This window comes from Pseudomonas sp. 2848, assembly GCF_003253945.1.
Lineage (GTDB): Bacteria > Pseudomonadota > Gammaproteobacteria > Pseudomonadales > Pseudomonadaceae > Aquipseudomonas.
The window spans coordinates 104,503-124,833 of sequence record NZ_QKZD01000005.1 but is presented as its reverse complement, the minus strand read 5'-3'; the positions used below and the strand labels follow the sequence as shown (position 1 = coordinate 124,833).

The 20,331-nt window shown below is 64.7% G+C and carries 13 protein-coding genes; 10 read left to right on the top strand and 3 right to left on the bottom strand.

Annotated elements, in window-relative coordinates:
* Window positions 1-2 precede the first annotated feature (2 nt).
* Window positions 3-1,589 carry a cyclic diguanylate phosphodiesterase gene (locus DFS21_RS11750; RefSeq protein ID WP_110699267.1) on the bottom strand — a complete coding sequence of 529 codons (1,587 nt, stop codon included), beginning with the start codon at window positions 1,587-1,589 and terminating at the stop codon, window positions 3-5.
* Between the two features lie 312 nt (window positions 1,590-1,901).
* Between DFS21_RS11750 and hppD the strand changes: the two genes are divergently transcribed.
* Window positions 1,902-2,978: a 4-hydroxyphenylpyruvate dioxygenase gene (gene hppD / locus DFS21_RS11745; RefSeq protein ID WP_110699265.1), complete on the top strand. Its 1,077-nt coding sequence runs from the start codon at window positions 1,902-1,904 to the stop codon at window positions 2,976-2,978.
* Between the two features lie 90 nt (window positions 2,979-3,068).
* Here the strand turns inward: hppD and DFS21_RS11740 are convergent, their stop codons facing one another.
* Window positions 3,069-3,758 carry a type 1 glutamine amidotransferase domain-containing protein gene (locus tag DFS21_RS11740; RefSeq protein WP_110699263.1) on the bottom strand — a complete coding sequence of 230 codons (690 nt, stop codon included), beginning with the start codon at window positions 3,756-3,758 and terminating at the stop codon, window positions 3,069-3,071.
* Window positions 3,759-3,903: 145 nt separating this feature from the next.
* On the opposite strand from DFS21_RS11740, the gene DFS21_RS11735 reads away from it, so the two are divergent.
* Both DFS21_RS11735 and DFS21_RS11730 read left to right on the top strand, forming a co-directional pair.
* On the top strand, window positions 3,904-4,353 hold the full coding sequence (locus tag DFS21_RS11735; protein WP_110699261.1) for a nucleoside deaminase: 450 nt from the start codon (window positions 3,904-3,906) through the stop codon (window positions 4,351-4,353).
* A gap of 73 nt (window positions 4,354-4,426) precedes the next feature.
* A complete protein-coding gene (locus tag DFS21_RS11730; protein WP_110699259.1) occupies window positions 4,427-6,406 on the top strand; it encodes a PAS domain-containing sensor histidine kinase in 1,980 nt (659 codons plus the stop codon).
* A 9-nt stretch (window positions 6,407-6,415) separates the two neighbouring features.
* Here the strand turns inward: DFS21_RS11730 and DFS21_RS11725 are convergent, their stop codons facing one another.
* The gene (locus DFS21_RS11725) at window positions 6,416-7,471 is read right to left on the bottom strand and encodes a HEAT repeat domain-containing protein (RefSeq protein WP_111532356.1); all 1,056 of its coding nucleotides are present in this window, start codon (window positions 7,469-7,471) and stop codon (window positions 6,416-6,418) included.
* Window positions 7,472-7,702: 231 nt separating this feature from the next.
* Here DFS21_RS11725 and DFS21_RS11720 point away from each other — a divergent pair, with 231 nt between their 5' ends.
* From DFS21_RS11720 to DFS21_RS11690, 7 genes are all read left to right on the top strand, one after another.
* Window positions 7,703-8,899: an amino acid aminotransferase gene (locus DFS21_RS11720; RefSeq protein ID WP_110699255.1), complete on the top strand. Its 1,197-nt coding sequence runs from the start codon at window positions 7,703-7,705 to the stop codon at window positions 8,897-8,899.
* A 304-nt stretch (window positions 8,900-9,203) separates the two neighbouring features.
* Window positions 9,204-10,484 carry a serine/threonine transporter gene (locus DFS21_RS11715; protein WP_110699253.1) on the top strand — a complete coding sequence of 427 codons (1,281 nt, stop codon included), beginning with the start codon at window positions 9,204-9,206 and terminating at the stop codon, window positions 10,482-10,484.
* A 165-nt stretch (window positions 10,485-10,649) separates the two neighbouring features.
* Window positions 10,650-11,150 (top strand): thiol peroxidase, encoded by a 501-nt coding sequence (gene tpx, locus DFS21_RS11710; RefSeq protein ID WP_028692156.1) that lies wholly within the window; start codon window positions 10,650-10,652, stop codon window positions 11,148-11,150.
* A gap of 202 nt (window positions 11,151-11,352) precedes the next feature.
* Window positions 11,353-12,633 carry an MdtA/MuxA family multidrug efflux RND transporter periplasmic adaptor subunit gene (locus DFS21_RS11705; RefSeq protein ID WP_110699251.1) on the top strand — a complete coding sequence of 427 codons (1,281 nt, stop codon included), beginning with the start codon at window positions 11,353-11,355 and terminating at the stop codon, window positions 12,631-12,633.
* Complete coding sequence (locus DFS21_RS11700; protein ID WP_111532355.1) at window positions 12,630-15,728, top strand: MdtB/MuxB family multidrug efflux RND transporter permease subunit; 3,099 nt, start codon at window positions 12,630-12,632, stop codon at window positions 15,726-15,728. Before DFS21_RS11705 ends, DFS21_RS11700 begins: the two co-directional genes overlap by 4 nt.
* Window positions 15,725-18,835, top strand: coding sequence for a multidrug efflux RND transporter permease subunit (locus DFS21_RS11695; protein ID WP_111532354.1), 3,111 nt, complete (start codon window positions 15,725-15,727; stop codon window positions 18,833-18,835). The genes DFS21_RS11700 and DFS21_RS11695 overlap by 4 nt, the downstream gene beginning before the upstream one ends.
* The gene (locus DFS21_RS11690; protein WP_110699245.1) at window positions 18,832-20,316 is read left to right on the top strand and encodes an efflux transporter outer membrane subunit; all 1,485 of its coding nucleotides are present in this window, start codon (window positions 18,832-18,834) and stop codon (window positions 20,314-20,316) included. Before DFS21_RS11695 ends, DFS21_RS11690 begins: the two co-directional genes overlap by 4 nt.
* Window positions 20,317-20,331: the final 15 nt, after the last annotated feature.

Genomic DNA, 20,331 nt, shown 5'->3' with positions numbered 1-20,331 from the left:
GATCAGCCGCGCATGATCTCAGGGGTACCGCCTTGCGGCAACTGCGGGCTGCCCGGGCGGGCGGCCAGGGCCAGCAGCAGCTCGCTGGCGGGCATCGGGCGGGCGAACAGGTAACCCTGCTGGAAGTCCACGCCATGGCGCGCCAGGTAGTCGCGCTGCACCTCGGTTTCCACGCCCTCGGCGACGATGCCCAGGTCCAGCTTGGCCGACAGCTCGATGATGGTATCGAGAATGTGTTGCGACAGGGCGTCACCGCCGATCATCGCGACGAAGCTCTGGTCGATCTTCAGGTAGTCGACGTTGAACTGGCGCAGGTAATTGAGGCTGGATTGGCCGGTGCCGAAGTCGTCCAGGGCGATCATCACGCCCATGGCGTGCAATTTCTCGAACAGGTCAAGGGTGACCGGAGTCGGTTCGATCAGCTTGCGCTCGGTCAACTCCAGGGTCAGTACCACCCGCCCGGGCGGGAAGTGCTGGAGGAAGGTCTGGCAGTCGTCGAGCAGGCCCAGGTCGCGACAGTGGTCGGCGGTGATGTTGATGCCGATGTGAAAACCGTCCTCGAGCAACGCCGCATGCGGTGCCAGGGCCTGGGCCGTGTGCAGCATCAAGCCGCGGGTCATGGCGACGATCTGGCCGCTGTGCTCGGCGTAGGGGATGAACAGGTCGGGGCGCACCAGCCCTTCGCGGGGGTGCTGCCAGCGCATCAGCACCTCGACCCCGGCCCAACGGTAGTCGTCCTTGCGCACCACCGGCTGGAAGTACGGCAGGAACTCGCCGGCCTCCAATGCCCTGGACAGTTCGGCACGGGGCGAACTGGCGCGGCGGATCTGCCAGCGACAGGCGCTACCGGCCGCCGCCCCAAGCACCAGCAGCAGACTCAACAGCGCAGGATAGCGTGAACGCATCAGCTCGCCGGGCTTGTCGGGGCCAAAGCCGCCGTGCACGCTGAACGGGTAGTGTGTGGAAGAGAACGTCACCGGCGCGCTGGCTGCAACTGGCGGCGTGCCGGCCCGCACCCGGCCGTCGGCGCCCATCCAGTGGTTGCCGACCTGCACTTGCAACTGGCCGTCTTTACCGATCAGGCGCAGGGCCGTGAGCAGGTGGCGGCCATCGACCGTGGCGATCGCCCCCTTGTCGCCCTGGCTGGCGCGGTAGGCCAGCAGCGGTTGGCCTGGTGTGACGGAGTTGCCGTCCATCAGCCACAATTGACCGTCGGTGTAGTTGCTGGCGTCGACCGGTTCGTCGAAATCACCAAACAACGAGGTGCAATACAGGGTGTCACGATCGAACAGGTTGGTGGAGCGCACGAAAGCATTGCGCGTGACTTCTATGCGCAACGCCAATTGCGCCTGTTCGCAGGGCTGGCCGGCCTTGGGCAGCAGGTGGTGTGTCGTGCTGGACAAGCTGTCGAGTACCGCCTCTATATGGACCACCACTTCGCGAGCCGTGACACGACTGTCGGCATCCAGCTCCTGGTCGATCTGCCAGCGCATCACCACCAGCCCGCACAGTAGCGGCAAGACACCGATCAGCCAGGGCAGCAGCGCGCGCCAGCTCCAGCGAGCAGGGCGTTTGGTGGTCAAGGGCATGCGCAGGTGAACCTTCTGCGAGGTGGTAGGTGATGCAGAGAATAGCCGTTTGTCGGAGCAACCTGCGAACTAAAGCGCGACAAACAAATTTACGCAATGTAGAATCGGTTTACGAATACAACAATAAGGTTCTCCGCCTCCCGGGGAATCAAGCCCGCCGAGAATGGGTCCATATGACATACCATGGGTTCAAGCTGATCATTGGTGACTTCCTGGCCCGCAGCGTGCGCGGGATCCCGTGCTCACCACCACGCCATCTCCACATCGAAAGCCTGTAATCAACCGTTTTTCGCTGCAGATGAGGAAAAGAACATGGCAGATATCTTCGAAAACCCGATGGGCCTGGAAGGCTTCGAATTCATCGAGCTCGCCTCGCCGACCCCCGGCGTGCTGGAGCCGGTATTCCAGATTCTCGGTTTCACCAAGGTGGCTACCCACCGCTCCAAGGATGTGCACCTGTATCGCCAGGGTGGCATCAACCTGATCCTGAACAATGAGCCCAATAGCATTGCCTCGTACTTCGCTGCCGAGCATGGTCCATCGGTATGCGGCATGGCCTTCCGCGTTCGCAACGCTCATGAAGCCTACGCCCGAGCCCTGGAGTTGGGTGCCCAGCCGGTGGAAATCGAGACCGGCCCGATGGAACTGCGCCTGCCGGCGATCAAGGGTATTGGCGGCGCGCCCCTGTACCTGATCGACCGCTACGAAGAGGGCAGTTCGATCTACGACATCGACTTCAAGTTCATCGAAGGCGTGGATCGCAACCCGGTCGGTGCGGGCCTGAAGATCATCGACCACCTTACCCATAACGTCTATCGCGGGCGCATGGCCTACTGGGCCGGCTTCTACGAGAAACTGTTCAACTTCCGCGAAATCCGTTACTTCGACATCAAGGGCGAGTACACCGGCCTGACCTCCAAGGCCATGACCGCGCCGGACGGCATGATCCGCATCCCGCTCAACGAGGAATCGTCCAAAGGGGCGGGGCAGATCGAAGAGTTCCTGATGCAGTTCAACGGCGAGGGCATCCAGCATGTCGCCTTCCTCACCGACGACCTGCTCAAGACGTGGGATGCGCTGAAGGGCTTCGGCATGCGCTTCATGACCGCGCCGCCGCAGACCTACTACGAGATGCTCGAGGAGCGCCTGCCAGGGCATGGCGAGCCGGTCGACCAGCTGCAGGCCCGCGGCATCTTGCTGGACGGTGCCTCCGAGGCCGGCGACAAACGCCTGCTGCTGCAGATCTTCTCGGAGACCCTGCTGGGCCCGGTGTTCTTCGAGTTCATCCAGCGCAAGGGGGATGACGGCTTCGGTGAAGGCAACTTCAAGGCGCTGTTCGAGTCGATCGAGCGTGACCAGGTGCGTCGTGGCGTGTTGAGCGTCGAGTAATCGGTCGAGCACACACTCGCGGGGCAAGCCCGCTCCCGCGCCGGAAGGTGACGGGAGCGGGCTTGCCCCGCGCTGCGTTGTGGCGAACGTTTACTGCTGCCTGCTCAGGTAGCCGATCACCGCCTGGGCTACCTCGGTGCTGGAAGCCGGATTCTGTCCGGTGATCAAGCTGCCGTCCTCCACCACATAAGCCGCCCACGGGTCGTCTGCCTTGCTGTACTCGCCACCGCGAGCGACCAGTTCGTTCTCGGTGAGGAACGGCACCACCTTGTCCAGCTCAGCCAGTTTTTCCTCGGTATTGGAAAAGCCGGTAACCTTGCGCCCCTTGAGCAGCAAGCTGTTGTCGCTGAGCTTGATATTGAGCAGGCCCACCACCCCATGGCACACCGCGGCGACCGCGCCGCCGTGCTCATGGATGCGCCGTGCCAGCTCCTGCAATGGCTGATTGTCGGGAAAGTCCCACATCACCCCGTGGCCACCGGTGTAGTAGATCGCGCTGTACTGGTCGGCCTTGACCTGGCCAGGGCTCAAGGTGGCGCCAAGGCGGTTCATGAACGCTTTGTCGTTGTACCATTGCCAGTCCAGGTCAGGCGCCATCTGCAGGCTGTGCGGGTCGATCGGTACATAGCCGCCCGCCGGGCTGACATAGTCGACGGTAAAACCCGCTTTTTGCACTGCGTCGACAAAGTGCACGGCCTCGCCCAGCCACAATCCTGTGGCGCGCTTGATATCGGGATACTTGGCGGTATTGGTCAGCACGACCAGGAGCTTCTTGTTCATGTGCGCATGCCCGTCGAATCCATGGGAAAACGTTTGGCCAGCAAGATCAAAAGCCATTTGAGCATAGCCCCCGCCACGCAATGCGCCATGGGCACGGGCGCTGTGCTAGGCTGCTGCAAAAGTGGACGCACTACCGGGAGACGCCATGGAACAGGACACTTCCAGATTTATGCAAGCCGCCATCGACGAGGCCCGCAAGGGGCTCGAGGAAGGCGGCATTCCGATCGGCTCGGTACTGGTGCACGAGGGCAGGATCATCGGCCGTGGCCACAATCGCCGCGTGCAGCAGGGCAGCGCCATCCTGCATGGTGAAATGGATGCATTGGAAAATGCCGGCCGACAGCCGGCCCGGGTTTACCAGCAGGCCACCCTCTATACCACCTTGTCGCCCTGTGCCATGTGCAGTGGCGCAATCCTGCTGTATGGCATCAAGCATGTGATTATAGGCGAGAACTTCACTTTCATGGGCGAAGAACAGTTGCTCGGCGACCGGGGCGTGCGTCTGGAGGTGCATGACGATGAAACCTGCAAGGCGCTGATGCGCCAGTTCATCGAAGCCAACCCAGAACTGTGGAACGAAGATATTGGCCACTGACCTGACCGCCCGGGGCGCAGAGGTCCAGGTCATTCATCTGGCACCGCCATCATCCTCTCTGGTCGAGGAGGGCATGCCCATCGCCGGCTTTGACTGGAGCGCGACGCCGTTGGGGGCGTTGACCTCCTGGCCGCCCACCCTGCGCATCGCCGTCGACATGGTATTGATGTCACCGTTTCCCTGTGCGTTGGTCTGGGGGCCCGCCCTGACAGTCATACACAACGACGCCTACCAGGCCCTGCTGGGCGGCGTTGTCGACCATCAGGGACGTGCCTTCGACGCGCTCTGGGAGCATTCCTGGGAGAGCATGGGGGCAACCGTCTTCAAGGTGTTGCAGGGGCAGGGTAGTCTGATCGAGGACGCCCCATTGTCGGTGCATAGAGAGGGTAACGCTGCGACGGCGTGGGTCACTGGCTGCTTTTCGCCCATCCGCGACGATCAGGGTGTGGTTGCCGGGTTCCTCCACGCGCTGATCGAGACCACTGGCAGTGTCGGGGCCAGCCACGAATGGCGCGAGCTGGCGCAGTCGTTCGAAGCCCGCCTGACGCAGTACCTGGCCGATCCAGATCATACCTGGCAGTTGTCGCCTGATGTGATGCTGATGCTTGAGGCCGATCTAAGCGTACGCACAGCCAACCCTGCCTGGCATCGGCTTCTGGGCTGGGGGGAGGCAACGCAGTTGCAAGTGGCTCTGCCCGAGCTGTTCCATCCCGCGGACCGTACCGAAGCGCAGCTGGCGCTGATGGCGCTTGTACAGGGCCGCACCGCGCCGCCCTTCGAGGGGCGGGTTCGCCATAGCGACGGCCATTACTGCTGGTTCCGCTGGACTGGCAGCGCCAACCAGGCATTGCCGACACTGGTGGGGAGGGACATCACCGAGGACCGCAATGCGGTCCAGCGCCTGGCCGAGGCGGCGGTGCGTGACAGCCAGCGCATGGAGGGCGTTGTAAAGGTGGCGGGGGGGCTGGCGCACGAAATGAACAACGTATTGTCCGGCGTCGGCAGCAGCCTGGAACTGCTCGAACGACGCCTCGCCCAAGGGCGGATGGAGCGCGTGGACGATTATGTGCGGATGGCCCGCGAATGCGCCCAGCGAGCCATCGGCCTGACCCAGAACCTGCTGGCCTTTGCCCGTAGCCAACCCTTGTCACCCAACCCACTGAACATCAACCACCTGCTGCAGGACGCGGAGCCGATGCTGCGCCAGACCCTGGGCGCCGAGATGTGCCTGAACATGCAGCTGGATGTGGCGCCCTGGCCATTGCAGGTCGACCCGGATACGTTACGTAACGCCCTTTTGCATCTGTGCAGCAACGCCCGCGATGCCTGCCTGGGCAAGGGCAACCTGACGATCCGCACTGCCAACGAACGACTGGCGATGCCCAGCGAGGGGGAGGCAGCCTTGCCGCCGGGGGACTATGTCACGCTGCAGATCGAGGACGACGGCCAAGGCATGAGTCGCGAGGACCTGGCAAGGGTATTTGAACCGTTCTTCACCACCAAGTCCCTGGGGCAGGGGGTGGGCCTGGGGCTGCCCATGGTGCATGGCTTCGTGCAGCAGTCGGGCGGTCAGATGTGGATCGAGTCGACGATCGACCAAGGTGCCCGGGTCGTGATGATGTTTCCGCGCTACCAGGGGATGTTGCCGGAGAGACCTGCTCGGGATGTACTGCCGCGACAGGTCCGGGGTGAACGGTTGTTGCTGGTCGATGATGAAGAAAACCTGCGCGGCCTGATGAAGGAGGCGCTGGTCGATTGCGGCTTCGAGGTGTGTGATGTGCCCGATGCCAACAGCGCGCTGGGGCAGTTCAGGCATGCAGGGCCGTTTGATCTGGTGATCACCGATATCGGTCTGCCGGGGGGCTTCAGCGGCCGCCAGGTGGCCAAGGCGCTGCGCATGATCGAGCCCGAGCAGAAGATCCTGTTCATCACTGGCTTCACCGCCGATCCGGTGGAGCAGGCCCTGCTCGACCAGCCGGGCACGGCATTGATGTTCAAGCCGTTCTCGCTGCAGAAGCTGGTGGTGCAGATTCAGCACATGCTGCAGGCCTGAGGCCGGTGATCACAGCCCCTGCTGCAGGAAAGGGTCGTCCGGGTTCTGCCGTTCCAGCTCGGCGAGCAGTACCTGGACATTCTGCAGTTGGCCGGTTTCCTTCCAGTACTCGATCAGCAGTACCCGCACCCGGCGATTGGCCGGCTGGCGGTTGAGCACGGTCTCCAACTGCTTTTGCGCGGCATCGAGCTGTTCCAGCTGGTGCAGGGTGATGGCCAGAGTGTAGCGATAATCGTTGTTTTCCGGCTCCAGCTCGACAGCCCGCGAGAGGGCGAGCAGGGCGTATTCCTGCTGCTCATGGCGGGTCAGCCACAGGCCCAGTTCGTATTGCAGGAACGCGGAGTCCGGGCGTAGCGCCAGGGCCTTGGCGAGCACCTCGCGGGAGGCGTCGTGCTGGCCCTGTTGCTCCAGCAGGCGGACCTGGGTGGCCAGGGCGTCCAGGCCTTCAGGGGTGACGGCCAGGCTGCGCCGCAGGGCCCTGGAGGCTGCTTCGTAGGCTTGTTCATGCATGTATAGCCGGGCCAGGTGCAGCTGGGCGGCAGCGTCGTCGGGCTGTTGTTCCAGGGTCTGCTCGTACTGCTCCAGGGTATCCTGCAAGGGGCCGAAGTACAGGCCGATGGCGTCGGGGTCGAGACCTAGCAGGGCGTCCACCGCGGCGAAGCGCACGCTTTGCTCGTCATCTTCCAGCAATGGGCCCAGCACCAGGCTGCGCTGGGCGGCCGGCAGCAGCCGGCGGATGCTGGTGATGGCGGCGCGGCGTACCAATGGGTCGGCGTGCTCGAGGTCCTGGCTGGCCAGTTTCAACGCCTGTGGCGAGGGGTAGTTGGGTAGTTCGGCATGCAGCGCGGCGCGGCGGATGGGCGGCAGGTCGTCACGCTGCAACTGCTGGTACAGCACGCGCGCGGCGCCCGGCAGGCCATCGTGTGCCTGGCGCAGGGCCTTGGCGTAGCTGTGGGGCGGCAGGCTGGGCGGTGCGGGTTGGCGGTCACGCCACAGGTAACCGATCGACGCGGGCAGCACGAGTAACAGCAGCAGGGCGATCAGGAGAGGGCGACGTCTGGGCATCTCGCGGTCCGGGGTGGCAGTACGGCAGAGCTTGGGGCAGGCAGGTGGCAAATGCAACGACCAGGGTGCGATCCTGGGGCCATGCCGCGTCGCAAAAACCGTGTGCTGCGGGTTCGGTCTTGCACACCTGCAGGGTCTCCTTGCACATCGGTGATGTTCCTCGTGGCGCTCTGCGGGTATCCTCGCCTGAGCCTTTCCTGAACTGTCCTGATCTCCAAGGAGCTGCACGCTGTGTTCAAACATGTCGATGCCTATGCCGGCGACCCGATCCTCTCGCTGATGGAAACCTTCAAGGCCGACCCGCGCGCCGCCAAGGTCAACCTGAGTATCGGCCTGTACTACGACGAAGCCGGCGTGGTGCCGCAGCTGGCGGCGGTGGCCGAGGTGGAGAAACGCCTGGCCGGCCAGCCCCATGAAGCCTCGTTGTACCTGCCGATGGAAGGCCTGGCCGCTTACCGCCAGGCGATCCAGGCGTTGCTGTTCGGCGCCGAGCACCCGGCCGTCGCCGCTGGCCGCGTGGCCACCGTGCAGACCGTCGGCGGCTCCGGCGCGCTGAAAGTCGGTGCCGACTTCCTCAAGCGCTACTTCCCAGGCTCCGAGGTATGGGTGAGCAACCCGACCTGGGACAACCACCGGGCAATCTTCGAAGGTGCAGGCTTCAAGGTGCACACCTACCCGTACTTCGACCCGGACACCCGTGGAGTCGACTTCGCCGGCATGCTGGCCAGCCTGCAGGCCTTGCCGCAGAACAGCGTGGTCCTGCTGCATCCGTGCTGCCACAACCCCACCGGCGTTGACCTGGACCAGCAGCAGTGGCAACAGGTGGTCGAAGTGGTCAAGGCGCGCCAGTTGATCCCGTTCCTCGATATCGCCTACCAGGGCTTTGGCGAAGGGCTGGTCGAAGACGCCTATGCGATCCGCGAAATGGCCCGTGCCGGCGTACCTTGCCTGGTCAGCAACTCGTTCTCGAAGATCTTCTCGCTGTACGGCGAGCGGGTAGGAGGCTTGTCGGTGGTCTGCGACGATGCCGCCACCGCTTCCAGCGTGCTTGGGCAGCTCAAGGCCACCGTGCGCCGCAACTACTCCAGCCCACCCGCTTTCGGCGCCCAGCTGGTGGCCGGCGTGCTGGGTGACGCTGCGCTCAATGCGCAATGGGCTGCGGAAGTGGAGGTGATGCGCAAGCGTATCCTCGATATGCGCCAGGGCCTGGTCGACCTGCTCGGCGAGCTGCTGCCAGGTCAGGACTTCCAGTTCTTCCTGCGCCAGCGCGGCATGTTCAGCTATACCGGCTTCAGCGTCGAACAGGTGCGCCGTCTGCGTGACGAATTCGGCGTCTACCTGATCGACAGCGGCCGGGTGTGCATGTCCGGCCTGCGCCCGGCCAACCTGCGCCAGGTGGCCGAGGCGTTTGCCGCCGTTCAGCGGTAACCTGCCTGGGGCCGCTTTGCGGCCCTTTCGCCGGTGCCGGCTCCCACCCTTATCGCCTGCATTGCCTCTTTGAGCCCCTCTGAGGGCCGGCTTGCGGTGGCGACAAACCGCGGCGAAAGAGCTGCGTAGCCCCATCCAGCACAACCTGCTTGTAAAGACAAGTGCAACCGTCCCTCGGGCGGGGCTTCCCCAAGTGCAACCTTTGCATGCACAATCGCGCCCCTCTTCCCCGGTTGAGTTGGGCGAATCGTCTATTTCGCCATTCTCAGCCTGTTGCAGTCTTGCGAGTGGAGCGTCACCCGGAATGAATGAGCAGGCCCCAAGCGTTGAACAACGCTTTGTAGAATCGACCCCCGCCACCCTTGGCAGTTGGTCGCGTCAAGACACCACCTGGATGCTGGGCCTGTTCGGCACGGCCATCGGCGCCGGAACCCTGTTCCTGCCCATCAACGCCGGCCTTGGCGGTTTCTGGCCGCTACTGGTCCTGGCCTTGCTGGCCTTCCCCATGACCTACTTCGCCCACCGCGGGCTGACCCGTTTCGTACTCTCGGGCAGCAAGGGCGGCGATATCACCGACGTGGTCGAGGAGCATTTCGGCATCACCGCCGGCGCGCTGATCACCGTCCTGTACTTCTTCGCCATCTTCCCGATCCTGCTGATCTACAGCGTGGCGCTGACCAACACCGTCAGCAGCTTCATGGAGCACCAGCTGCATATCGCGCCGCCGCCGCGGGCGATCCTGTCGTTCGTGCTGATCCTCGGCCTGCTGGCCATCGTGCGTTGCGGCGAACAGGCCACGGTCAAGGTCATGAGCCTGCTGGTGTATCCGTTCATCGTCGCCCTGGCGCTGCTGGCCCTGTACCTGGTGCCGCACTGGACCGGCGGTATCCTCGACACCGCCACCCAGGTGCCGTCCGGCTCGGCCTTCCTGCACACCGTGTGGCTGGCCATTCCGGTGATGGTGTTCTCGTTCAACCATTCGCCGATCATCTCGGCCTTTGCCGTTGATCAGAAGCGCCGCTACGCCGAGCACGCCGACGAGCGCAGCGGCCAGATCCTGCGCGGTGCCCATCTGCTGATGGTACTGATGGTGCTGTTCTTCGTGTTCAGCTGCGTGCTGACCTTGAGCAGCGCCCAGTTGGCTGAAGCCAAGGCGCAGAACCTGTCGATCCTGTCCTACCTGGCCAACCACTTCGAGCAGCCGGCCATCGCCTTCGCCGCGCCGCTGATCGCCTTCATCGCCATCGCCAAGTCGTTCCTGGGCCACTACATCGGTGCCAGCGAAGGCCTCAAGGGCATGATCGTCAAGACCGGCATGCGCCCGGGCGCCAAGGCTCTGGACCGCATCGTCGCCGCGCTGATGCTGGTGGTGTGCTGGATCGTCGCCACGCTCAACCCGAGCATCCTGGGCATGATCGAATCCCTCGGCGGTCCGATCATTGCAGTACTGCTGTTCCTGATGCCGATGTACGCCATCCGCCGCGTGCCGTCGATGCGCAAGTACAGTGGTGCGCTGTCCAACGTGTTCGTGGTGGTGGTCGGCCTGGTGGCCTTGACCTCGGTGGTGTACGGCCTGCTGGCCTGAATGCTCGCCATGTAGGAAAAGCGCCCGGGCCGACGCCAGTCGCCCGGGCGTTTGTCTACAGGAATCGCCCGAACGTAGGACAATTTCATCTTTGCCCATAGGCACTTGCGCTGCTTCATGGTTAACTCTGGATCCTTTTCAAACCCCCGCATAAGGATTTCCGCCATGGCTCAAGTGACTCTCAAAGGCAACCCGGTTCAGGTCAGCGGTGAACTGCCGAAGCAAGGCGCCGCGGCACCTGCCTTCTCCCTGGTCGCTGGCGATCTGTCGAACAAGTCGCTTGCCGACTTTGCCGGCAAGCGCAAGGTGTTGAATATCTTCCCAAGCGTCGACACCCCGACCTGCGCCACCTCGGTGCGCAAGTTCAACGCCCAGGCCAATGACGTGGCCAACACCGTGGTGCTGTGCATCTCCGCCGACCTGCCGTTCGCCCAGGCGCGCTTCTGCGGTGCTGAAGGCCTGGAGAACGTGAAGAACCTGTCGACCCTGCGTGGCCGCGAGTTCCTGGAAAACTACGGCGTGGCCATCGCCGATGGTCCGCTGGCCGGCCTGGCCGCCCGCGCCGTGGTGGTGCTTGACGAAAACGACAAGGTGCTGCACAGCGAGCTGGTGGGCGAAATCGCCGACGAGCCGAACTACGAGGCGGCGCTGGCTGTCTTGAAGTAAGTGTTCGCCGGCTTGCCGGCGAACCAGGTAACACCCGGTAACGGCCTGGACCCTGTTCCAGGCCGTTTTCATTTAAAGTTCACGCCTTTGCCAACGTCAGCCGAAGGTAAAGCACTGGTAAAGCCCCTTTGCTAAAACGATGCCAGTGCTTATCGTTCACGCTCTCCACGCCGTCATTCTCTGAACAAGGTTCGTTCGACCCATGCAAGCCTCCAATTCCCGTTCCCCTCGTCGCTGGCTGTTCGGCCTGCTGATCCTGCTGCTGGTGGCCCTGCTGGCCTGGTGGCTGTGGCCCGCAACGACCGCCCATAAAGAGGGTGAAGGGCATCGCCCGGGCAAAGGCATGGGTGGGCGGCCGGGTTTCGGCGCCTCCACCGAAGCGGTGCCGGTGCGCGTCGAGCCTGCGCGGGTGGGTGACTTCCCGCTGTACTACAAGGCCCTTGGCACCGTGACCGCGACCAACACGGTCAATGTGCGCAGCCGGGTGGCTGGCGAGCTGGTGAAGATTCATTTCAAGGAGGGCCAGCAGGTCAAGGCCGGCGACCTGCTCGCCGAGATCGACCCGCGCAGCTACCGTATCGCCCTGCAGCAGGCCGAAGGCACCTTGGCGCAGAACCAGGCTCAACTGAAGAACGCCCAGGTCGACCTGGCTCGTTATAAAGGCCTGTATGCCGAAGACAGCATCGCCAAGCAGACCCTGGACACCGCCGAGGCACAGGTCGGGCAATTCCAAGGGCTGGTCAAGACCAACCAGGCGCAGGTCAACGACGCGCGCCTGAACCTGGAGTTCACCCAGATCCGTGCGCCGATCAGCGGTCGCCTGGGCCTGCGCCAGCTGGACGTGGGCAACCTGGTCGCCGCCAACGACACCACGGCGCTGGTGGTCATCACCCAGACCGAGCCGATCAGTGTCGCCTTCACGTTGCCGGAAACCCAGCTCGACACCGTGCTCGCCCGCTACCGCAGTGGCGCCAGCCTGCCGGTGGAAGCCTGGGATCGTGGCGATCAGAAGCTGCAGTCCACCGGCGTGCTGGGCAGCCTCGACAACCAGATCGACACCGCCACCGGCACCCTGAAGTTCAAGGGCACCTTCCAGAACGCCGACCATGCCCTGTTCCCCAACCAGTTCGTCAATGTGCGCCTGCTGGCCGACACCCTGAAGCAGGTGGTACTGGCCCCGGCCGCGGCCATCCAGTTCGGCAATGACGGCACCTTCGCCTATGTGGTCAACGCCGAGAGCACGATCAACATCCGCCCGCTCAAGGTCGGTGCCAGCGATGGTGAGAACAGTGTGATCGTCGAGGGCCTGGCCGCCGGTGACCGCCTGGTGCTGGAAGGCACCGACCGCCTGCGCGAAGGCTCCAAGGTCGAGGTGGTCGAAGACAGCTCGCAAGTGCCGACCACCCCCGGCCAGCATCTGCAGGGGCAGGGCGCCAAGGGCTCGGCGCAGGCCGGTGAACCAGGCTCCAAGGCGGGCGCATGAACCTCTCGCGCCTGTTCATCCTGCGGCCGGTCGCCACCACGCTGAGCATGCTGGCCATCGTCCTGGCCGGCCTGATCGCCTACAAACTGCTGCCGGTGGCGGCCTTGCCCCAGGTCGATTACCCGACCATCCGCGTCATGACCCTGTACCCCGGCGCCAGCCCCCAGGTCATGACCAGCGCCGTCACCGCACCTCTGGAGCGTCAGTTCGGGCAGATGCCGGGCCTCGAGCAGATGGCCTCGACCAGCTCCGGCGGCGCCTCGGTGCTGACCCTGCGCTTCAACCTCGACATGAACATGGATGTCGCCGAACAGCAGGTACAGGCCGCGATCAACGCCGCCAGCAACCTGCTGCCCAGCGACCTGCCGGCGCCGCCGGTGTACAACAAGGTCAACCCGGCCGACACACCGGTACTGACCCTGGCCATTTCCTCCAAGACCATGCCACTGCCCAAGCTCAACGACCTGGTCGATACCCGCGTGGCGCAGAAGATCGCGCAGATCAGCGGCGTCGGCATGGTCAGTATCGCCGGTGGCCAGCGCCAGGCCGTGCGGATCAAGGTCAACGTCGACGCGCTGGCCGCCAACGGCCTCAACCTGGACGACGTGCGCACCCTGATCGGCGCCTCCAACGTCAACCAGCCCAAGGGCAACTTCGACGGCCCGACCCGGGTGTCGATGCTCGACGCCAACGACCAGCTGCGCTCGCCGGCCGAATACGCCAATCTCATCCTCAAGTACAACAATGGCGCGCCGCTGCGCCTGAAGGACGTCGCCGAGATCGTCGACGGCGCCGAGAACGAGCGCCTGGCCGCCTGGGCCAACCAGAACGAGGCGGTGCTGCTGAACATCCAGCGCCAGCCCGGCGCCAACGTCATCGAGGTAGTCGACCGGATCAAGGAACTGCTGCCGTCGATCACCGACAACCTGCCGGCGGGCCTGGACGTCAGCGTCCTCACCGACCGTACCCAGACCATCCGCGCCGCCGTGCGCGACGTGCAGCACGAGTTGCTGTTCGCCATTGCCCTGGTGGTGATGGTGACCTTCCTGTTCCTGCGCCGGGTCTCGGCCACGATCATCCCGTCGATCGCCGTGCCGCTGTCGCTGATCGGCACCTTCGGGGTGATGTACCTGGCCGGCTTCTCGGTCAATAATCTCACGCTGATGGCCCTGACCATCGCCACCGGTTTCGTGGTGGACGATGCCATTGTCATGCTGGAGAACATCTCCCGGCACATAGAAGAGGGCGAGACACCGCTGCAGGCCGCGCTCAAGGGCGCGAAACAGATCGGTTTCACCCTGATCTCGCTGACCTTCTCGCTGATCGCGGTACTGATTCCGCTGCTGTTCATGGCCGACGTGGTCGGGCGGCTGTTCCGCGAGTTCGCCATCACCCTGGCGGTGGCCATCCTGATTTCCCTGGTGGTGTCACTGACCTTGACGCCGATGATGTGCGCCCGGCTGCTCAAGCGCGAGCCCGAGGAGGAGGAGCAGGGCCGCTTCTACCGTGCCAGCGGCGCCTGGATCGACTGGCTGATCAAGCACTACGCCAGTGCCCTGACCTGGGTACTCAAGCGCCAGCCGTTGACGCTGCTGGTGGCCGTGGCAACCCTGGCGCTGACCGTTGTGCTCTACCTGATGGTGCCCAAGGGCTTCTTCCCGGCCCAGGACACCGGGGTCATCCAGGGGATTTCCGAGGCGCCGCAGTCGACCTCGTTCGCCGCCATGAGTCAACGCCAGCAGGCCCTGACCGAGGTGATCCTGCAGGACCCGGCGGTGCAGAGCCTGTCTTCGTACATCGGTGTGGATGGTGACAACGCCACCCTCAACAGCGGCCGTTTGCTGATCAACCTCAAGCCCCATGGCGAGCGCGACGTGACGGCAGCCGAGGTGATCAGCAGGTTGCAGCCGCAGCTCGACAAACTGGTCGGCATCCGCCTGTTCATGCAGCCGGTGCAGGACCTGAGCATCGAAGATCGGGTCAGCCGCACCCAGTACCAGTTCAGCCTCAGCTCCCCGGATGCCGACATGCTCGCCGAGTGGAGCGGCAAGCTGGTGCAGGCACTGAAGGACCGCCCGGAGCTGCAGGACGTGGCCAGCGATCTGCAGGACAAGGGCCTGCAGGTGTACCTGGTGATCGACCGCGACATGGCCAGCCGCCTCGGCATCACCGTGGCGCAGATCACCAACGCCCTGTACGACGCCTTCGGCCAGCGGCAGATCTCGACCATCTACACCCAGGCCAGCCAGTACCGCGTGGTGCTGCAGTCGCAGACCGCGGCCAGCCTCGGCCCGCAGGCCCTGGAAGCGGTCCACGTCAAGGCCGCCGACGGCGGCCAGGTGCGCCTGTCGGCCCTGGCGCGCATCGAGCAGCGCCAGGCCCAGCTGGCCATCTCGCACATCGGCCAGTTCCCGGCGGTGATGATGTCGTTCAACCTGGCCCATGGCGCGTCCCTGGGCGAGGCGGTCAAGGTGATCGAGCAGGTGCAGCAGGACATCGGCATGCCGATCGGCGTGCAGACCCGTTTCCAGGGCGCCGCCGAGGCGTTCCAGGCTTCGCTTTCGAGTACCTTGCTGCTGATCCTTGCCGCCGTGGTGACCATGTACATCGTGCTCGGCGTGCTCTACGAGAGCTACATCCACCCGGTGACCATCCTCTCGACGTTGCCTTCGGCGGCGGTAGGGGCGTTGCTTGCGCTGCTGCTGAGCGGCAACGACCTGGGCATGATCGCCATTATCGGCATCATCCTGCTGATCGGCATCGTCAAGAAGAACGCGATCATGATGATCGACTTCGCCCTCGAGGCCGAGCGTCATCAGGGCATGAGCCCGAATGATGCGATCTACCAGGCTGCGCTGCTGCGCTTCCGGCCGATCCTGATGACCACCCTGGCTGCGCTGTTCGGCGCGGTGCCGCTGATGCTCGCCACTGGTTCCGGCGCCGAGCTGCGCCAGCCGCTAGGTCTGGTGATGGTCGGCGGCCTGTTGGTGAGTCAGGTGCTGACCCTATTCACCACGCCGGTCATCTACTTGTACTTTGACCGCCTGGCACGTCGCTGGCGCCCGGTTGACGATGCGCGGCAGGCCGAAGCATGAACCTGTCAGGACCCTTCATCCGCCGGCCAGTGGCCACCATGCTGCTGAGCCTGGCGATCATGCTGCTGGGCGGAGTGAGTTTCGGCCTGCTGCCGGTGTCGCCACTGCCGCAGATGGATTTCCCGGTGATCGTGGTGCAGGCCAGCCTGCCTGGGGCCAGCCCCGAGGTCATGGCGTCCACCGTGGCCACGCCGCTGGAGCGCAAGCTCGGCGCCATTGCCGGCGTCACTACCCTGACCAGCAGTTCCAACCAGGGCTCGACCCGGGTGATCATCGGCTTCGAGCTGGGCCGCGACATCGATGGCGCGGCACGCGAGGTGCAGGCAGCGATCAACGCCACTCGCAACCTGCTGCCCAGCGGCATGCGCAGCATGCCCACCTACAAGAAGATCAACCCGTCCCAGGCGCCGATCATGGTGCTGTCACTGACCTCGCAGGTGCTGTCCAAGGGCAAGCTGTACGACCTGGCCGACACCATCCTGTCCCAGAGCCTGTCGCAGGTCAGCGGGGTTGGGGAAGTGCAGATCGGCGGCAGTTCGCTGCCGGCGGTGCGCATCGAGCTCGAGCCGCAGTTGCTCAACCAGTACGGCCTGTCCCTGGACGATGTGCGCACCGCCGTGGCCAATGCCAACCAGCGCCGGCCCATGGGCTTCGTCGAGGACAGCGAACGTAACTGGCAGGTACGCGCCAACGACCAGCTGGAGCAGGCCGAGGACTACAAACCCATCGTCATCCGCCAGCAGAATGGCTCGATCCTGCGCCTGTCGGACGTGGCCAAGGTCAGCGATGGCGTGGAGAACCGCTACAACAGCGGCTTCTTCAACGACGAGAGCGCGGTGCTGCTGGTGGTCAACCGCCAGACCAACGCCAACATCATCCAGACCGTCGAGCAGATCAAGGCCGAGCTGCCGGCGTTGCAGTCGCTGCTGCCGGCCAGCGTCAAGCTCAACGTGGCCATGGACCGCTCGCCGGTGATCAAGGCCACCCTGAAGGAGGCCGAGCACACCTTGCTGATCGCCGTGGTGCTGGTGATCCTGGTGGTCTACCTGTTCCTCGGCAACTTCCGCGCCTCGCTGATTCCGAGCCTGGCGGTGCCAGTGTCGCTGGTGGGCACCTTCGCGGTCATGTACCTGTGCGGATTCTCGCTGAACAACCTGTCGCTGATGGCGCTGATCCTTGCCACCGGCCTGGTGGTGGACGATGCCATCGTGGTGCTGGAGAACATCTCCCGGCATATCGAGAAGGGCGAGAGCCCGATGCGGGCCGCCTACAAGGGCGCGCAGGAGGTCGGTTTCACCCTGCTGTCGATGAACGTCTCGCTGGTGGCGGTGTTCGTCTCCATCCTGTTCATGGGCGGGATCGTGCGCGGGTTGTTCAAGGAGTTCTCGATCACCCTGGCGGCGGCGATCATCGTCTCGCTGGTGGTGTCGCTGACGCTGACGCCGATGCTCTGCTCGCGCTGGCTCAAGGTCCATGGCCCGCATCAGCAGACCCGCCTGCAACGCTGGAGCGACCGTATCCACCAGCGCATGGTCGCCGGCTACGACAAGAGCCTGGGCTGGGCGCTGCGCCACAGGCGCCTGACCCTGCTCAGCCTGCTGGCCACCATCGTGCTCAACATCGCGTTGTACGTGGTGGTACCCAAGACCCTGATGCCGCAGCAGGACACCGGCCAGCTGCAAGGCTTCATTCGTGGCGACGACGGCCTGTCGTTCACGGTGATGCAGCCGAAGATGGAAATCTACCGCCGCGCCCTGCTCGCGGACCCGGCGGTGGAAAGTGTCGCCGGCTTCATCGGCGGCAACAGCGGTACCAACAACGCCTTCGTGCTGGTGCGCCTGAAGCCGATCGCCGAGCGCAAGGAAAACGCGCAGAAGGTCATCGATCGTCTGCGCAAGGACCTGCCGAAGATCCCCGGCGGGCGCCTGTACCTGATGGCCGACCAGGACCTGCAACTCGGTGGCGGCGGCCGCGACCAGACCACCTCGCAGTACCTCTACACCCTGCAGAGCGGCGACCTGGCTGCTTTGCGCGAGTGGTTCCCCAAGGTCACCGCCGAACTGCGCAAGTTGCCCGAGCTGACCGCCATCGACGCCCACGACGGCGCCGGCACCCAGCAGGTGACCCTGGTGGTCGACCGTGACCAGGCCAAGCGCCTGGGCATCGACATGGACATGGTCACCGCGGTGCTCAACAACGCCTACAGCCAGCGGCAGATCTCGACCATCTACGACAGCCTCAACCAGTACCAGGTGGTGCTGGAGATCAACCCGAAATACGCCTGGGACCCGAGCACCCTGGAGCAGGTGCAGGTGATCACCGCCGACGGCGCCCGGGTGCCGCTGTCCACCTTCGCCCGCTACGAGAACAGCCTGGCCAACGACCGCGTCAGCCACGAAGGGCAGTTCGCCTCCGAAGATATCTCGTTCGATGTCGCCGAAGGCTACAGCCCCGACCAGGCCCTGGCCGCGCTGGAGCGGGCGGTGGCCAAGCTTGGCCTGCCCGAATCGGTGATCGCCAAGCTCGGTGGCGATGCCGACGCCTTCACCAAGACCGCCGAAGGCCAACCGTTCATGATCCTCGGTGCCCTGGTGCTGGTGTACCTGGTGCTGGGCATCCTCTACGAGAGCTACATCCACCCGCTGACGATCCTTTCCACACTGCCCTCGGCCGGGGTCGGCGCCTTGCTGGCGCTGTACCTGACCGGTGGCGAATTCAGCCTGATCTCGCTGCTGGGGCTATTTCTGCTGATCGGCGTGGTGAAGAAGAACGCCATCCTGATGATCGACCTGGCCCTGCAGTTGGAGCGCCATGAAGGCCTGTCGCCGGAGGAGTCGATCCGCCGTGCCTGCCTGCTGCGCCTGCGGCCGATCCTGATGACCACCCTGGCCGCGATCCTCGGCGCGCTGCCGCTGCTGCTCAGCCGCGCCGAGGGCGCCGAGATGCGCCAGCCGCTGGGCCTGACCATCATCGGCGGCCTGGTCTTCAGCCAGATCCTCACCCTCTACACCACGCCTGTGGTCTACCTGTACCTCGATCGCCTGCGCCACCGGTTCAACCGCTGGCGCGGCGTGCGCACCGACGCTGCCCTGGATACCCCGCTATGAACTTTGCCCACACCCGAATCCATCGTGCCCTCAGGCTGCTGACCCAAGGGCGTGGCTCGCGCCTGGTCAGCGCCGGGTTGTGCGTGGCCATGCTCAGCGCCTGTACCTTGAGCCCGGACTATCACCGCCCGGAGATCAGCACCCCGGCGCAGTTCAAGCAGGCCCAGGGCTGGACCCAGGCCAACCCGTCCGATGCCATCGCCCGCGGGGCGTGGTGGGAGCTGTATGGCGACAAACAGCTCGATGCCCTGGTGGAAGAGCTCAACCGCAGCAACCAGACGGTGGCGCAGTACGAGGCGCAGTACCGCCAGGCCCAGGCACTGGTGCGCAGCAGCCGCGCCGCGCTGTTCCCCTCATTGAACCTCACCGCTGGCAAGAACCGTTCGGCCCAGGGCACCGGGAGCTCCAGCTCGAGCCTGTCGAACAACAGCAGCGGCATCCGCAACACCTACAACGCGCAACTCGGCGTGAGCTGGGAGATCGACCTGTGGGGCAAGCTGCGTGAAGCCATGAACGCCAACGAGGCCAGTGCCGAGGCCAGCCTCGCCGATATGGCGGCCATTCGCCTGAGCCAGCAGTCCGAACTGGTGCAGAACTACCTGCAACTGCGGGTGATCGACGCGCAGAAACGCTTGCTCGAGGCCACGGTAGCGGCCTATGAGCGGTCGTTGAAGATGAACGAGAACCAGTACCGCGCCGGGGTTGCCGGGCCGGATGCCGTAGCCCAGGCGCGTACCCAGCTCAAGAGCACCCAGGCCGACCTGATCGACCTGGCCTGGCAGCGCGCGCAGTACGAGAACGCCATTGCCGTGTTGATGGGCAAGGCACCGGCCGACTTCGCCCTGGCGGCGACCCGCGACATTCCGGCGTTGCCGCAGGTGCCGGTGTCGCTACCGTCGCAGTTGCTCGAGCGCAGGCCCGACATCGCCTCGGCCGAGCGCAAGGTCATGGCGGCCAACTCCAATATCGGCGTCTCCCGGGCAGCGTACTTCCCCGACCTGTCCCTGAGCATGAACGGCGGGTACTCCAGTAGCAGTTTCAACAACTGGATCGAGCTGCCCAACCGCTACTGGTCCGTCGGCCCGCAGTTGGCGTTGACGCTGTTCGATGCCGGCAAGCGCAGCGCCGAGGTGGACCGCACCGTGGCGGTGTACGACCAGACCGTGGCGCAGTACCGGCAGACGGTGCTGGATGGCTTCAAGGAGGTGGAGAACTACCTGGTGCAGCTCAAGGTGTACGGCGACGAAGCCGTTGTCCGGCAGGAAGCGCTCGAGGCGGCGCGGGAGTCGTTGCGCTTGACCGAGAACCAGTACAAGGCCGGGTTGATCGGTTACCTGGACGTGGTGAACGTGCAGACCACGGCGCTGAGCAGTGAACGCAGCGTGTTGACGCTGTTGCAGGGGCGGCTGGTGGCGAGCGTGCAGTTGATCGCGGCGCTGGGCGGTGGCTGGGATGCCCGGACGGAGTTGGCCGAGCAGTGACCTGCTGTTGGCGAC

Coding starts and splice junctions, on each gene's coding strand:
- DFS21_RS11750 (WP_110699267.1), bottom strand. CDS start 1,589: ATGCCCTTGACCACCAAACGCCCTGCTCGCTGGAGCTGGCGCGCGCTG.
- DFS21_RS11705 (WP_110699251.1), top strand. CDS start 11,353: ATGCAAGCCTCCAATTCCCGTTCCCCTCGTCGCTGGCTGTTCGGCCTG.
- DFS21_RS11690 (WP_110699245.1), top strand. CDS start 18,832: ATGAACTTTGCCCACACCCGAATCCATCGTGCCCTCAGGCTGCTGACC.
- DFS21_RS11735 (WP_110699261.1), top strand. CDS start 3,904: ATGGAACAGGACACTTCCAGATTTATGCAAGCCGCCATCGACGAGGCC.
- DFS21_RS11695 (WP_111532354.1), top strand. CDS start 15,725: ATGAACCTGTCAGGACCCTTCATCCGCCGGCCAGTGGCCACCATGCTG.
- DFS21_RS11730 (WP_110699259.1), top strand. CDS start 4,427: ATGCCCATCGCCGGCTTTGACTGGAGCGCGACGCCGTTGGGGGCGTTG.
- DFS21_RS11715 (WP_110699253.1), top strand. CDS start 9,204: ATGAATGAGCAGGCCCCAAGCGTTGAACAACGCTTTGTAGAATCGACC.
- DFS21_RS11740 (WP_110699263.1), bottom strand. CDS start 3,758: ATGAACAAGAAGCTCCTGGTCGTGCTGACCAATACCGCCAAGTATCCC.
- hppD (WP_110699265.1), top strand. CDS start 1,902: ATGGCAGATATCTTCGAAAACCCGATGGGCCTGGAAGGCTTCGAATTC.
- tpx (WP_028692156.1), top strand. CDS start 10,650: ATGGCTCAAGTGACTCTCAAAGGCAACCCGGTTCAGGTCAGCGGTGAA.
- DFS21_RS11725 (WP_111532356.1), bottom strand. CDS start 7,471: ATGCCCAGACGTCGCCCTCTCCTGATCGCCCTGCTGCTGTTACTCGTG.
- DFS21_RS11700 (WP_111532355.1), top strand. CDS start 12,630: ATGAACCTCTCGCGCCTGTTCATCCTGCGGCCGGTCGCCACCACGCTG.